Origin of the sequence: Mycobacterium sp., assembly GCF_035640695.1 — a bacterium.
Classification (GTDB): Bacteria; Actinomycetota; Actinomycetes; order Mycobacteriales; family Mycobacteriaceae; genus Mycobacterium.
The window spans coordinates 1-14,674 of sequence record NZ_DASQVQ010000028.1; the positions used below are offsets into that span (position 1 = coordinate 1).

Sequence of the window (14,674 nt, forward strand, 5' to 3'; positions counted from 1 at the left end):
GCGGCTGCGCCGCCAGTTCGACGACGACTTGTTGATTGATGGACGCGACGTTACTCGCAGACTTCCCGCGCCGAACGCATCCGCACGCAGTTAGCCACGGCAGCGACACACCTGAATCATCTGCGCTCCCGAAACCTTCGATCCGGCCACCGCGGCACAATCGTTTCGGCTGGACCAGCCGGTCAGCTCAGTCGGGATTTTGCGATTTCCGACAGAAAGAGTTACCAAGGACAACACTCGCCACTTCTTGCCTCACCACGTTGCTTACACGGGCCGGCCGAGGCATGGACCGTCTGTGCGGTTTCACCGGCAGGTGACAGTCCCGATGAAGGTGCCGGAGACGTCGTATTCGCGCGACGTACTCGCGTTAGTCAGCGGCGGCACCGGCACTTCGCTCTCGTCACTTCCGACCACCGTCAAGACGCAGCCGTCCGGGGCGTCCAACACGCCCGGCGGCCCGGACGGCGCGGAGCCGTCGTCCGACGACAGGGGCAGTGGGGCCGCGGGGATGGCGGACGGCTGAACCGAGGGTCCGGCGAGCGGCACCGCCGACGCGAGTGGCGCCGTCCCAAACGGGATCAGCATGCAGACAGCAGCCAGCGTGGCATAACCATGCACCACGGTTGTGTTGGCGCCTCTCGTGGTCCGAATCCAAGGGATCCAGGCGATCGTCACTGTTATATTTTCCGCCGCGCGCGAACCGAACCGCAACCGATCGCCGATTGCGTTCAAGCGGTCGGGCCTCGGCGGCCACATGCCGAGTACACGACGTTCGTCACACCGATGAGTCGCTGTCACGGCGAGCGGGCGCCTGCCTTCGACTGCTCCAGAAGGCCATGGGACACGATCGATTCTTGACCGCGCACAGCTACGCCGACCTCTTCGACGACGAGCTCGCCAACATCGCCGCCGCGCTTGACTTACTCGACGACCTTCAGCCCGGCACCACACAGCTCGCAGGCCCGTGGCCCCATAGCGTGATTGGCGTCGTTGGCCCATATTGGCCCCATCGCGTGATGACCGTTAATAGCCAATCCAGACCAATGACTCTGCTCTACGGGCGCTGAGCTGGGGTGATAGATGGTGGTCCCGGCTGGGATCGAACCAGCGACCTTCCGCGTGTGAAGCGGACGCTCTCCCACTGAGCTACGAGACCGTGCGAGCCACGCGGGGCGGAATGCAACGGCCGAACGACGTCGAAGATTAGCATGCGCAGCACTTTCGGCCATGACCACGGCCAGACGCCATAGTTGATTCCGGTGGTACAGGACGTTATTTGTGCGCCTAAGCTGAAGTGGACTATCGTCGTGCTTCGCGACGGGCGACGATCTCGTCCGTGGCTCGCGGATGTAGCGCAGTTGGTAGCGCATCACCTTGCCAAGGTGAGGGTCGCGGGTTCGAATCCCGTCATCCGCTCGAAGGTGTTGTTAAGTGGCATCAACCCCACGGTGGAGTGGCCGAGTGGTGAGGCAACGGCCTGCAAAGCCGTGCACACGGGTTCGATTCCCGTCTCCACCTCCATCCGTTTCACCCGGGCGCGGTTAGCTCAGCGGGAGAGCGCTTCCCTGACACGGAAGAGGTCGCTGGTTCAATCCCAGTACCGCGCACGACTATCGCACCACTTGAGAGGGCATTTTCGAAAGCTCGAACGCAGAGGCAGTGTCTCCAAGTTCGGCTTCGACGTCGGCCAGATCCATCGCTGATTCGGTGCATCGGCGACCGCATTCTTGGGCAACCACCAGACGCGGCGACGGCGTCAAGCGCTAGGCGGGATCGGAGTCATGGGAGAGACCGTGCACCAAGACGACGCCGACCTGCTGACCTGTCATCACAGAAGTATCACGCGCGACGAGTCGTTGATTTCGAGACGCCGTTCAGCTGGTGGCTGAGCTGATGGGTCAGGCGTGACGCGCTGCTTCTTGGGCGAGCTGCACCCGGGAGGTAAAGCCGAGTTTGGTGTAGACATGGGTGAGGTGGGTTCCCACGGTCCGGGGTGAGATGAAAAGCCTAGTGGCAATGTCCTTGTTAGCAAGCCCCTCGCTGACGAGTCGGACCACCTCGCGCTCGGTGGGGGTGAGCGAGCCCCAGCCGCTCGACGGCCGCTTACGTTCGCCATAACCGCGCTGGGCGTAGGCGATCGCTTCCTCGGTGGAGAGCTTAGCGCCCTCAACCCATGCGCCCTCGAAGTCGTCCTCGCCGATCGCGTCGCGAAGCGCCGCCACCGCGGTTGCGTAGCCGGGGTCATGGATCTTGAACCGGACCTGGCCGATGCGCTGTCGTATGGCGTCCGCCGCGCCGATGAGCCGCGCCGCTTGAGGGTGGTTGCCAGCGCCGATGGCGAGTTCGGCGAGGCATTCGAGGGTGTCGGGAGTGCCAACGTATGCCCCGGTGCTGGCGGCGATCGCGAGTGCCGCGTGGGCGTCACGTTGGGCCTGCTCGGGCTCGCCCTGGGCGATTGCCACGCGTGCGCGTGTCGTCATTGCCGTCGAGAGGTGCCAGCCGGTCGTGGCCGCGACGGCGTCGTCGGCCCATTGTCGGGCCGCGGCAAGATCACCAGCCGCCAGGGCGACCTGCGCAATTCGGTCGGTGTACATCGCCGCTACCGCAGGCTGGGCACTTACATGCCGCCAGCCCGCCCTGCTCGCCTGCTCCGCCGCTGCAACGTCGCCCGCGGCTAGTTCCGCGACAGCCAAACCCACGTAGCCGCCGCCCGCAAAGACCTCGCCAAGCTCCGCGGCGACCTCGCGAATCTCTGCGGCGCCCTCGATGGCTGCGTTGGCCGCAGCCCGGGCCGCACTCGTGTCGCCCTGATACGTCAGTACCTGGGTCAGGATGTGGAGGCCGGTAATCGTCCACTGCGTATCGGCGTCGGTCTCGGCGACCAGGTCGCGGAACTGTGCGGCGGCTCCGACCAGGTCTCCCTGGATCGCCTGTCCCGCAGCGAGGTAGCAGCGGCACTGACGCGAGACGAAGCGGTCGCCGACCGCGTCGGCGAGGTCGCGTCCTTCCTCGGCGGCCGCGCGGGTTGCGATGGGATCACCCGCAGTGAACGCCGCCCGTGCCTGCCAGCCGAGGATCTGGCCCAGCCTCCATTTGTCACCTGATGCGCGTGCCAGCTCGAGCGCCTCGGCGAAGTATCGCCGGGCCACCTGTGGGTTGTCGGCGTGTATCCCGCCGCAGGCCATGAGCGCCCGGACCAGCAGGGTGGGGTCGTCTAGTTCCTGGGCGATCGTCAGAGCTTGTTCGGCCTGATCCCTACGGCTTGAGGCGCCGGCCCACCCGTCGAGCAACGCCGCATCAGCGAGTGCCCGTGTGCGCGCGGCTGGCGCCACCTCGGCCGCGTCTGCACTTTGGTCGCTGAGGGCGGCGTCGAACCAGGTCAGCCCTTCCCGGAGCCGTCCCCGTGTGAGCCACAGTGGCTGCAACGACGAGGCGAGCCGCAATGCGAGCTCGGTATTTGACTTTTCCCGGCTCCACGCGAACGCGGCCCGCAGGTTGTCGATCTCGGTGTCGGCCTGATCCAGATGTCGGTCATGGCCGGCGCGCGCCGGGGTGTCCAGCAAGGCGGCCATGGCGGTGTAGTGGTCACGATGGCGCGACCGGACGGCATCGGCTTCGCCGGACTCGCCGAGCTTTTCTTGTGCGTACTGGCGCACCGTCTCCAGCAACCGGTATCGCGTCGGGCCACTTGCGCTTTCGGCCACGACCAGGGACTTGTCGACCAGCAGGGTGAGCTGGTCGAGGACCCGGTAGCTTCGCACGTCGCCGCCGGCGATCGCGTGTGCGGCGTCGAGGTCGAACCCGCCCATAAACACGGCCAGCCGGCGGAACAAGATCCGTTCAGACTCCATCAGCAGCGCGTGCGACCAATCCACAGAGGTTCGCAGCGTCTGATGGCGCCGCACGGCGGTGCGTGCACCGCCGGTTAGCAGCCGGAAGCGGTCATGTAGGCCGTCGCGGATCTCGGTCAGCGACAAGACGCGCACCCGCGCCGCCGCCAGTTCGATCGCCAGCGGCATGCCGTCGAGCCGCCGGCAGATCTCCGCCGCGGTCACAACGTTGCCGTCGGCGAGGCGGAAATCGGGCCGAACAAGGCGGGCCCGGTCGGTGAACAATTCGATCGCCTCGTCGGCCAGCGCCAGCGATGGCACCCGCCAGGTCACCTCACCGGCGACCCCCATCGGCTCACGACTCGTCGCCACAACCGTCACCGCGGGGCAGCCGCCCAGCACGTCAATAACGAGCGCCGCAATCGCATCGAGCAGATGCTCACAGTTGTCGAGCACGAGCAGCATCCGCCGGTCGCCGACACACCGCACCAGCGTGTCCAGTGTGGAGCGGCCCGGCTGGTCGGGCAGGCGCAACGCGCGGATCACCGCGACCGGCACCAGTTCGGGATCGGTGATCGGGGCCAGGTCGACATAGCACACCCCGCCCGGAAATCCCCCAGCGATCTGGGCCGCCACCTGCACGACCAAGCGCGTTTTACCCACACCGCCCGCGCCGGTGAGCGTCACCAGTCTGTTGTCGGCCAGGAGCTGCCGCACGTCGTTCATCTCGGCTTCGCGGCCCACGAAACTCGTTAGCTGCACCGGAAGATGTTGGGCGACAACGGTGTCCCGTGTGCGTAGCGGCGCGAACTCGTTGCCAAGGTCCGGATGGCACAGCTGCACCACCCGTTCCGAGCGGGACAGATCCCGTAGATCATGAGTGCCCAGATCGCGCAGCCATGCGTCGGCCGGCAGTCGGTCGACCACCAAATCATGGGTGGTGCCCGACAGGACCGTCTGGCCGCCGTGCGCCAGATCGCGCAGCCGCGCGGTCCGGTTGACCGTTGGACCGATGTAGTTGCCCTCGTCACGCAGCTGCACCTCCCCGGTATGGAGGCCAATGCGCAGCCTGATCGGGGCCAGCGGTGCCCGCTGTAACTCCAGCGCACACGCCACCGCGGCGCTGGCCCGCGCGAACGCGACCACGAAGCTATCCCCCTCGCCCTGTTCGACAGGCCGTATACCGCCATGCATCGCAACAACGTGTGACACTGTGCGATCGAGCTGTCCGATGGCGGCGGCCATCTCCTCCGGTTGGGTCTGCCACAGCCGCGTGGAGCCTTCGACGTCGGCCAGCAGCAACGTCACCGTTCCCGTGGGCAGCAATTCGGTCACGCTCAGACCCCCGGTCGATCGGCGCTTTTCGCACGTGGATCAACTTCGCTCATGCTAACCGGCATGCAGCAGCCGCACGTGGCAAAACAATCAGCTTGCGGGACAAAAACGCGAGCCAGAGCGCGCTAATCTGAGCCAGACCGCGTTAATTTACGGCCCCAAATCACACATCTACGGATACTTACCGATGCCCCGTGCCTCGTCAGATCGGATAGTCGAACGATGGGTCACGGAAAATCAATGACTATCTCGGCCCGTTCTACGCGAAGATTTTCAGCGAGTTCATCTCGCGTGGCTGGCTTCGCTTCCTGTGCGGCGGCGCCGACGTCGGCGGCTACCTGGCACACCATCGCAAGGTCGATTACGTTCACATGACCGGTTCAGCGGCCGCGTCCGACGCTATCGTGTGGGGCACCGATGACCAGGCCGCAGCCCGCAAGGCCAACAACACTCCGATTCTGGACAAGCCGATCACCGCCGAGTTGGGCGGCGTCACTCATTGATCGTCGTGCCGGGCGACTGGAGCGACGCCGATATCAGGTTCCAGGCCGAGCACATCGCCGCCACCAAGCTCATTAACTGCGGCCACAATTGCAATGCGACACAGGTTCTGGTTGTTTCGCGGGATTGACCGCTGGCCGACAAGCTTATTTGGCATACTGGACAAAGCGGTAGCTACAAACCACAGCTCGACGATCAGTTCCGGCTTCGCTCATTCCTCACCACAAGTGGCGCACCAGCGCAATCACGAAGCATTGCTAACCGCAACACCAGCCGGCGCCGAAATCGGTAACCGCGTAGCTTCGTAGGAGTGCCCGCACACGGTCACCAGACCCGCCTTGGGCGAACTGGTCGACCGCTGCTTGAACGACATCCGGGATCAGCCAACATCGGCACATCGTCCAAGTCGGCGTCGCGATCGCCAAGTCGCTTGCACGCAGGAGGGGCATGACTTTGTCCCCGCACCGCAGTCCGTGGAAGGCACCGTGCACCAAGACGACGCCGACCTGCTGACCCGGGTGGAACGGGCCGACACCGAGATCTGCCGCCGCCTCGATGGCAGGCCGCTGGAGGCGCGGGCGCTGGCCGACTCAGCGAACAGGTCGATCGACCCGGCCTGCGTGCGGATATACGACCACCGCCGCGGTTTTCTACGGGCTTTGCCCGATGTTCGTGGCCTTGCGGTACCGGATCCTCGACTCACGCCGATCCGAGGAGGACACCATGGGCACCGCGAATTACATTGGCCGTATCGGAGCGCTTGCGGTCGCGCTGGGCATCGGAGCGTGGGTCGGCAACACGGCCGGTGTTGCGCTCGCCGATCGTAATGGCTCTTCGGCGAACTCTTCGCCGACTGGTTCCTCCCGAACGCCGTCTTCCTCCCAAGCCACCTCCTCGGCGGGGACATCGCCGGAAACCGCAGTTGGGCCGGCCACCGGCTCATCGCAGACCAAAAGCACTTCCCCCACGGGGAACGAGTCCAGGCCGACTGCCGGATCGAAAGCAGATCGGTCCACGTCGACGGAGTCGACGGTGCGCAAGGCGGCGCCGGGCGCGGCGATCGGCACCGGCGGCGCGCATACGTCGGCCAGGCCGACAGCTGAGACGCCGGCAACCGGTGATGTGGCTGCAAGCGGTGTGGCGATGGGTCCGAGTGGGCCCGACGCGCCGGTCGGCCATGTCGCGTATACCACGCCGCGATCCGCCGACGAGTCAACAATGCCGGATCAGGGCGGCCCGCGGGCGCCGACGGCTACCCCGAAGGCCAGTTTCGACCGGCAGCAGCGGTCCTCAGACCAGGCGCAGCAGTCCCTCGCCAAGTCGCAGGCGTCGTTGGACGCGCCGGTCGGCGCGACGGCCAACACCGTCGCGGGTAATGGTGATACCGCAGCGTCGCAGCCGAAACTCTCCGAGCCTGTCCGCACTCTCATCGATTCCCGCCTGGGTGCTGCCCAGCAGGCCGCGACGGCGCTGACCGGGCCGTCCTCGCTGCCGCACGCCGATGTCGTTGCGACGCCAGCCATCACGGCTGCGCCGGCGGAGCCGATGCCGGTCCAGTCCGCGGTGAGCGGGTTCGTCTTGGGTGTGCTGGCGGCGGGGGGTCTAGCTCCGTTGGCCACCAATAATCCTGGGGCGCCGGTCGATTCGCCGGTGGGCTGGGCGGTGGCGGCGGTCGTGCGTCGCCAGCTTGGCGACGCGGCGGCCACACAGCCGGCAAACCTGGGCTGTAGCCCTACCCAGACCAGCCAGGATGTTGACCCCACCACCGGTGCTCAAGGCTTCGCCATGACCACCGCGACCGCCGCAAGTTCGGCGCCGTCGGCAGCGCCCACATGGGATGCGCCCAATGCTGCGACCGGGACGGTGAACGGTTCGATCAATGGATCCGATGCCGATGCGAACACCACGCTGACCTACAGTCTCACCGGCCAGCCGACCGGTGGAACGGTGTCGGTCAACCCGCAGACCGGCGCGTTCTCCTATACCCCGACACAGGCCACCAGGCTGGCCGCCGGCCTGACCCCCGGCGCCGACACCGACAGCTTCACCGTCGGCGTCTCCGACGGGCAGACCGCCACCGCGGCGACGGTAACGGTGCCGATCTCCTCCACACAGAGTCGGCTCGACCCGGCGATCACGGTGGGCGCCAGCCCGTCGGGGATGGTGGTCAGCGGCAACTACGGTTATGTTGCCAACCAGGGCAGCAACACCGTGTCGGTGATCGACGTCACCACCGGCAGGCTGGTCGACACCAAACCCGGCACGCCATCTGTGGTCGATCCCATCGCCGTGGGGAGCGCCCCCACCGCCGTGGTGGCAGGTACCGACGGTAAGAGCGTCTATGTTGCCAACAGCGCCAGCGGCTCGGTGTCGGTGATCAGCACCGCCACCAACACGGTGACAACCACCATCAAGGTCGGGTCCGCGCCCCAGGCGCTGGCGCTCAGCGCCAACCGTCTCTACGTTGCCAACGCCGGCAGTGGCACGGTGTCGGTGATCGACACCACCACGAACAAACTGGTTGACGTCAACCCGAGCACTTCGGCGATCGACTCCATTAAGGTCGGTTCCTCCCCGCAAGGGCTGGCGGTCAGCCCCGACGGCACCCGCCTGTATGTGGCCAACAGCGGCAGCGGCACAGTGTCGGTGATCAACACCGCCACCTACAAGCTCGTCGACACCAACCCGAGCACTTCGACGATCGACTCCATTAAGGTCGGTTCCTCACCCACTGCGGTGGCGATCGCACCCGACGGCAGCCGGGTTTACGTGACCAACCGCGGTGCAAACACGGTGTCGGCGATCGACACCAAGACCAACACCATGACCAACACGATCGCCGTGGGACCCCAGCCGTCCAGCGTCAAGATCAGCCCCGACGGCAGCCTGGCCTACGTCGCCAACGGCAACGACACGATTTCGGTGATCAACACCACCAACAACAGCTTGCTCAGCACCGTCGCGGTCGACCCCAGCGCCGAAACCGGCGGCCACGTCGTCGCGCTCAGCCCCGACGGCACCCGAATCTACGTCACCGACGCCGTCGACCAAACAGTCCGTGTTCTCTCCTTGGTGCACGTCAACACCGCACCGACGGTAAACGGCGCACCGACGGTGGGCACCCCCGATCCGACCACCGGGTCGGTCACGGGCTCGCTCGGCGCCACCGACATCGACGGCGACAAACTCAGCTACACCACCGCCAGCAGCCCGGCCAGCGGCACCGTCACCTACGACCCCGCCGCCGGCACCTACACCTACACCCCCACCGACGCCGCCCGCCAGCAGGCCGCACAGACAACCGGAGACGACTACGACCACTTCACTGTCGCCGTCAGCGACGGGCAGGCCGTCACTCTCGACGCGGTGACAGTGCCGATCTCCCCCCAGCCCGCCGCCAGCCCGCCGCAACTGAGCGCCACCACCAAAACCACTGCGGTCGGAACAAATCCCACCGGCGTGGCGATCAGTGGCAGCACCGTCTACGTGGTCAACACCGGCGACTACTCCAACAACGGCACCGTTTCCGTGGTCGATGCCGCCACAAACCAAGTCGCCCAAACCATTCCGGTCGGCTTCGCACCAACACGCGCGGTCGCTTCAGCCGACGGCACACGTGTCTACGTCGCCAACTACGACACCGTCTCAGTGATCGACACCACCACCAACACCGTGATCAGCACCGTCGCCATTCCTGTCCAAGACGGCGAATACTACAACGGGGTCTGGGATGTAGCGGTCAGCCCCGACGGCACGCGCGTCTACGCGGCCCGCGGGGACGGCACCGTCTCGATCATCGACACCATCCCGACGAGCCCCACCTACAACCAAGTCATCTCCACCACCCCGGTCGGCTTCTGGGACGGCGACATGGAACTCAGCAGCGACGGAACCCGCATTTATGCCGCCGACGGCGTCAGGGATACCGTGGTCGTGCTCGACAGCAAGACCATGCGAACCGTCGGCAACATCGACGCCGGCCCCGGCCCAGTCGATGTCGCCCACAACATTGCGGTCAGCCCCGACGGAAACCGCGCCTACGTGACCGAAGAAGTCCGCGTGGTCCAGCCCGCCTCCGGCGGCTACTCCAGCGGCTATTTGATCACCGACTCCCAGGGCAACACGTGGGTGGTGACCGGCACCTACAGCGCGGTATCGGTAATCGACACCAACCCCGCCAGCGCCACCTACAACACAAGGATCGCAACGATAACCGTGCCCGACGGGGCACAAGACGTGGCGGTCAGCCCCGACGGCACCCGAGCCTATGTCACGCAGTCCGACGGCAAGACGGTCACCGTCATCGACACCCGCACCAACACGGTGATCGGCACCGTAACCACCGACCAGAACCCGACCACCGGCGCCGGCAGCATCGCCATCGGCACCGACGGCATCCTCTACGTCACCGATCCAAGCGACGGCACGCTTTACGCCGTATCACTGAGTTCCCCGACCGTTCTGTAGCCCGGCGTCAGACCGTCGCTCACGGGTGCCCACGCTTCATACTGTGGTGACCACGTTTGTTGAGATGCCAGGGCTTAGCTGCCAAGTCGACCTCGCGGTTGAAACGGCGGCGATACTCCGCATCGGTAGACACGCCCGCTCCGACATGCTCGTCTTCGACGGCGAGCGTCGAGTCGTCTACCGCGGCCAGCTCGACGACTCCCCCCGGAATGACCTACCGGTGACGGCCGCTGACGTCTGGGCGGCAGTCGACGCCGTGCTCGCCGGGCGGCCGGTCGACCCCGACCACGCGTTGCCGTGTGATTCCACATGTGCGACAACCTCGCAAACTCCCTACTTCGGCCAGCAGCCGTTACTCGCGGCGGCCAGCCGGCCAGCCGGAATCATGCCACCCGTGTGGGGAGTTTCCCAACCGCGCACGGAAACGGCCCCACCTAGCCGCCGCAATGACTCAACCGCGCTATCTTCAATTACCTTGGGGCGGTTATGGTTTCGAAATCGCGAAGTGTGGGATCGCGTACACAGGCCATTGTGTAGGGTGCTGCGGCAGGCGGCGACCACCCGGGGAGGGGGTCCCATCCTGGGGGTTTTGGATCTCAATCATTTTGTGGTGGTTGTGAGCGGCGCCGACCAAGACGCGAACGCGGCCGGACGCGATCGGAGGTTGAGCGATGGCATATGGAGTAGTCGACTACTCGTGCGCTCTGCTCCGAAGCCGCCATACGATCCGGCACATGGTCGCTAGATTCCTCGCCGTGCTCGTGGGGTGCACGGCGGCCCAGCGCGCCGGCGAACACGGACGGCATCCGGACGCGATCGTGGCTGTGTCGGTCAGCTAAATGAGCTCCTATCAGACCGTGGTGGTAGGGACCGACGGCTCGGAGACGTCGCTGCGGGCGGTCACCCGCGCAGGCGAGATTGCCGCCGCGTTGAACGCGAAGCTGATCATCGCGATCGCCTACTTTCCCCACAGTCCCCACATCGACGAGTTCCGCGCGGCCGAAATCCTCAAGGGCGAGGGCTACAAGATGCACGGCGACGCGGCGATCTACGCGATCTTGCGCGAGGCCCGCGACCGGGCCATGGCGGCGGGAGCGAGGAACGTTGAGGAGCGGCCGATTCGGGGTCTTCCGGTCCATACGCTGTTGAACCTGGTCAAGGAGGTTGAGGCCGATCTGGTCGTAGTTGGCAACGTGGGACTGGGCACGATCCGCGGGCGGTTGCTCGGCTCAGTCCCCGCCAATGTCTCGGGCAGGGCCAAGACCGACGTGCTTATCGTCCATACCACCGGCTGACGATCGGCGCCGCTGGTGGTGTGGGACCGCGCCGGTTTGGTGACCGTGACGGTGACGGTGCGCTAACCCTGTTCGGGTATCTCTCCAGCTTCTTGGAGTTCGGCTTGCACCGTGGCGACGGTCTTGTGGTCGCAGCCGAGTTGGCCCGCTATCTCGCGGTTGGCTCGGGGTTGGCGCTGAGCGTTTCGGCGATGGCCGCGCGGCGCTGGGCACGTGGGGAGGCACCCGCCCGCGCGGCGCTCGACGGGCCAGCGACTGTGCCGATCTCGAACGCGGTTCGGATCCCGTGAAGCTCTTCGACGATATCCAAAGGGCGGACACCAGTCCGGCGCGCTTGTCGGAGAGCAGCTATCAATTCCTGAATCCAGTCGCTGGCGCCCCGTGGGACAAGGTGCGTGCCTTACTCGAGGCGTGGTTCGTCGACCACCCGGCGAACGCGAAACGCGATAACAGGTTCACTGACATCGACGATGGCCAGCACCTCGGCGTGCGGTGGGAGCTGTACATCGCAAGCCTCTTCATGCTTCTCGGATATGGCGTGGTCGCACATCCGACCGTTGAAGGCTCGAACTGTCAGCCGGATTTCATCGTTAGTTGTGCAAGCGCGAGCTTCTATGTCGAAATGCACAGTAGCTTCCTCTGGGGAGGGAGCAGGGACGCGAGACGCCAGCCGATCATCCGCGGTATGGAAGGTCTTCGGCAGACTTGAAAGTCCGTACGTTCGCGTGCATGACATCGCTGCCGAACGCATCATCGTCGGTGGGAAAGGTGAAGCGCGTTTTGCCGTAGGCGAGCTCGACGGGTGATGGAATTCGTCGGTCTGCCGATCATCTCCTGCAGCCCGTGACAAAGGACGGTTCAACAGCAGCAGAGCCAAAGATCTACAGTTCTGGTGCGTAGTCGACGAATGGCAGGGCGTCGCAGTCTGGCACCTTCGCCCAACAAGCAAGGCGGCCATCGCGGGTCAGTTACGGCTCAGGAACACAGGCCATCCCATGCGGACCGCCAAGCCACTGACCTGGTGGGATATCCACGGGGCACAATTTCTTGGCCTGGCCGGGCGGCAACGGGTTCCAATCAACCGGATTGTCCACATGCGGCACCCATGGCACCCAAGGCACCCAATCGTCGGCCTGCGCCGTTCCCGCGCCCAGCCCGAGCGCGGCAGCCCCCAGCGCACCGGCGATCGTGGCCGTCCCGGCGATTTTCGTCAGATTCACCTTCGGTCTCCTTTCTGCTCGTCTTCGCTGCCGTCCACATGTAGGGCGGCGGTTTGAACGTGCAATACAGGAAGCCGGTCCCGCCGCCTCTTTGCTAGACGCGCAAGTCCCGATATCACGACCCCCCTTTGTGTGTCGCGATACATCCCATTCTCGTTATCCGCAAGAGCCTGCTGAATGAAGCCGATGATCCCACTGGCCGCCTACCCAGTTGGATGGCGATTCAGCGCGCAGGGATGTCGCCGGAGGGTGGGATCGACGCCATCGTCGCGGCGCCGGCGGCGCTACCGCCGTCCGCCGGCGTGGTGGTCCTGCTCGTTGCGCGGGCATCCAACCCGGGCGCCGAGACCTGAGGTGATGGCCCGAGCAGTTGGTAGACGGGACTCGTCCAGGCATACCCGGGGCTGGTGCTCGTCGCGTAGCTCGTGTGGATGGCGACCGCGGCAGGCGTCACCTGTTGGGAATCGGAGACGTAGTCGCAGACCGCGTCGCCGCGGTCGCACACGCTGATCGTGCGCTTCCCGATGGTCAGAGGCAGCTTGGCCGGAGCATGCGCCAGAGTCGGCCAGTCCTGCGCTACACCTTTGCCCTTGCCCGGCGTCGCGGCGACCGAACCCATGGTGATGACGTTGTCGTCGGGCAGCCGGTCGCCGTCGGCGACCAACAGCGCCGCAGCCACGTTCGGGCTGTCGGCCAGCACCTGCAGATTGCGGTGCACCACCATCGCCCCCTGTGAGTAACCTGCCAGCACCACCTTGGTGGCGGGGCAGCGCTGAGCGAACGACGCATACTGCGTCCCCAACGCGGCCGTCCCGGCATCCACACTGCTCATGAAGCCGGCCCAGCCCAGCAAGTCACCGTCGGCGGGCACCGCCTTGGCCGGGTAGTCGACCGCCTCAGCGGTGATGCTTCGGCCATCCCGTTGCACCTGCTGCGCAAGATCCCGATACGACTGAAAGATCACGCGGCCCATTCCGCCGTACGCCGTCGGATCGTCACGCTCACCCGAGCCGGCGGTGCCGATCCAATGGACGTCGGGGCAACCGGGCTCCGCATGTGCAACACCGACTGTGAGACCAACCAACGCGGCACCTGCCACCGCCGCGGTGCCTAACACCGCGCCAAAGCGTCGTAACACCGGACCCCCTACCCTTCTGCGACCACAAGCCCGTTGCGATGATCATCGCCTCAGTAGTCGCATGCGTTACAGGGGTCACAGGTGCAACGTCTGCGCGCCTGGCCGAGATCGGCGATTGGCGCGGTCTCACTGTCGCACTATGTGGCTAAAGGCGGTCGTTGACGGCCTCTCATGCGTATGTCGCCTCGCGATTGACGCAGGCGGGCCGCTGCGCACCAAGGCGCGCAGAAACTCAAACGCTGCGGCGGCGATTATCGACCGGATGAAGTGCAGCACCAGGCCGACTTGCAGCCGCGTACATCGTCGTCGGACAAACCGGCGCACGACGAGCCTAAGGGGGCCGCTGGGGCCCCCTTAGGCGCTACGACTAGTGCGGCCACCAAGGCTGCCACGGTGGCGGTCCACCCCGGTCGCGGTCGCCGCGCTGATCGCCCCACCAGTCGCGGCTGTGGTCCCAGCCGTCGGCGTCGGCATGATGATCGTCATGGCAACGGCCCCAGTCCCAGTTGAAGCCCCAGCCCTGATCCCAAAAGTCGCCCGGGCACCAGTGATACGTCGGGAAGGGGCCGGGCTCAGCTTGAGCTGTTCCCGCCGCCAACCCCAAGCCGGCCAAACCCATACCTGCGGACACCAGCGCTGTCGTCGTTAACCCTACGAGTGTTTTGTTCATGCGCAGAGATTGCCCAGAGCAGCTTAGGAATAACCTGGCCGAAACCGTAAGAGACGCTGAGAGTGGCTGTGCGCCAATAACGTTTCTCACTGTTGTGTCTGGTCAGCCGTATTTTTCCGCCGTTGGGGCCCGCTGGGGCATCGTGTGAGTCGCTCAACGTTTTCTCGGCGGGCCGGCCGATCTCGGACTTTGGCGCTTAGCCTGTGTCATGCGCGCTG

The 14,674-nt window shown here is 65.6% G+C and carries 11 protein-coding genes, 4 tRNA genes and 1 pseudogene; 10 read left to right on the forward strand and 6 right to left on the reverse strand.

What is annotated here, in order from left to right; translation table 11 throughout:
* Positions 1-303 precede the first annotated feature (303 nt).
* On the reverse strand, positions 304-675 hold the full coding sequence (locus tag VE759_RS03355) for an MspA family porin (protein WP_324928226.1): 372 nt from the start codon (positions 673-675) through the stop codon (positions 304-306).
* A 179-nt stretch (positions 676-854) separates the two neighbouring features.
* Between VE759_RS03355 and VE759_RS03360 the strand changes: the two genes are divergently transcribed.
* Positions 855-1,067 carry a hypothetical protein gene (locus VE759_RS03360; RefSeq protein ID WP_324928227.1) on the forward strand — a complete coding sequence of 71 codons (213 nt, stop codon included), beginning with the start codon at positions 855-857 and terminating at the stop codon, positions 1,065-1,067.
* Between the two features lie 14 nt (positions 1,068-1,081).
* Here the strand turns inward: VE759_RS03360 and VE759_RS03365 are convergent.
* A tRNA-Val gene (locus VE759_RS03365) sits at positions 1,082-1,156 on the reverse strand.
* A gap of 187 nt (positions 1,157-1,343) precedes the next feature.
* On the opposite strand from VE759_RS03365, the gene VE759_RS03370 reads away from it, so the two are divergent.
* From VE759_RS03370 to VE759_RS03380, 3 genes are all read left to right on the forward strand, one after another.
* Positions 1,344-1,416, forward strand: a tRNA-Gly gene (locus VE759_RS03370).
* A 31-nt stretch (positions 1,417-1,447) separates the two neighbouring features.
* Positions 1,448-1,521 (forward strand) — tRNA-Cys (locus tag VE759_RS03375).
* A 14-nt stretch (positions 1,522-1,535) separates the two neighbouring features.
* Positions 1,536-1,607, forward strand: a tRNA-Val gene (locus tag VE759_RS03380).
* A 291-nt stretch (positions 1,608-1,898) separates the two neighbouring features.
* On the opposite strand, the gene VE759_RS03385 is transcribed toward VE759_RS03380, so the two are convergent.
* A complete protein-coding gene (locus VE759_RS03385) occupies positions 1,899-5,165 on the reverse strand; it encodes a LuxR C-terminal-related transcriptional regulator (RefSeq protein ID WP_324928229.1) in 3,267 nt (1,088 codons plus the stop codon).
* 371 nt (positions 5,166-5,536) lie between these two features.
* Between VE759_RS03385 and VE759_RS22855 the strand changes: the two genes are divergently transcribed.
* The 6 genes and pseudogenes from VE759_RS22855 to VE759_RS03415 all read left to right on the forward strand — a co-directional run bounded on the left by VE759_RS22855 (position 5,537) and on the right by VE759_RS03415 (position 12,137).
* Positions 5,537-5,668, forward strand: coding sequence for a hypothetical protein (locus VE759_RS22855; protein ID WP_414687825.1), 132 nt, complete (start codon positions 5,537-5,539; stop codon positions 5,666-5,668).
* A 1,030-nt stretch (positions 5,669-6,698) separates the two neighbouring features.
* Positions 6,699-10,133, forward strand: coding sequence for a beta-propeller fold lactonase family protein (locus VE759_RS03395; RefSeq protein ID WP_324928231.1), 3,435 nt, complete (start codon positions 6,699-6,701; stop codon positions 10,131-10,133).
* A 142-nt stretch (positions 10,134-10,275) separates the two neighbouring features.
* Positions 10,276-10,419, forward strand: a pseudogene (locus tag VE759_RS03400) (thioredoxin family protein); the annotation flags it as partial.
* A 553-nt stretch (positions 10,420-10,972) separates the two neighbouring features.
* Positions 10,973-11,428 carry a universal stress protein gene (locus VE759_RS03405; protein WP_324928233.1) on the forward strand — a complete coding sequence of 152 codons (456 nt, stop codon included), beginning with the start codon at positions 10,973-10,975 and terminating at the stop codon, positions 11,426-11,428.
* 20 nt (positions 11,429-11,448) lie between these two features.
* Entirely contained in the window at positions 11,449-11,718 is a 270-nt protein-coding gene (locus tag VE759_RS03410) for a hypothetical protein (protein ID WP_324928234.1), read from the forward strand.
* Positions 11,715-12,137 (forward strand): hypothetical protein, encoded by a 423-nt coding sequence (locus VE759_RS03415; RefSeq protein ID WP_324928236.1) that lies wholly within the window; start codon positions 11,715-11,717, stop codon positions 12,135-12,137. The genes VE759_RS03410 and VE759_RS03415 overlap by 4 nt, the downstream gene beginning before the upstream one ends.
* Before the next feature lie 259 nt (positions 12,138-12,396).
* Here the strand turns inward: VE759_RS03415 and VE759_RS03420 are convergent, their stop codons facing one another.
* From VE759_RS03420 to VE759_RS03430, 3 genes are all read right to left on the reverse strand, one after another.
* Positions 12,397-12,648 (reverse strand): hypothetical protein, encoded by a 252-nt coding sequence (locus VE759_RS03420; protein ID WP_324928238.1) that lies wholly within the window; start codon positions 12,646-12,648, stop codon positions 12,397-12,399.
* 223 nt (positions 12,649-12,871) lie between these two features.
* Positions 12,872-13,765 (reverse strand): cutinase family protein, encoded by an 894-nt coding sequence (locus VE759_RS03425; RefSeq protein ID WP_324928241.1) that lies wholly within the window; start codon positions 13,763-13,765, stop codon positions 12,872-12,874.
* Between the two features lie 388 nt (positions 13,766-14,153).
* Positions 14,154-14,456 carry a hypothetical protein gene (locus tag VE759_RS03430; RefSeq protein WP_324928243.1) on the reverse strand — a complete coding sequence of 101 codons (303 nt, stop codon included), beginning with the start codon at positions 14,454-14,456 and terminating at the stop codon, positions 14,154-14,156.
* Between the last annotated feature and the right edge of the window lie 218 nt (positions 14,457-14,674).

Coding starts and splice junctions, on each gene's coding strand:
- VE759_RS22855 (WP_414687825.1), top strand. CDS start 5,537: ATGACCGGTTCAGCGGCCGCGTCCGACGCTATCGTGTGGGGCACCGAT.
- VE759_RS03405 (WP_324928233.1), top strand. CDS start 10,973: ATGAGCTCCTATCAGACCGTGGTGGTAGGGACCGACGGCTCGGAGACG.
- VE759_RS03430 (WP_324928243.1), bottom strand. CDS start 14,456: ATGAACAAAACACTCGTAGGGTTAACGACGACAGCGCTGGTGTCCGCA.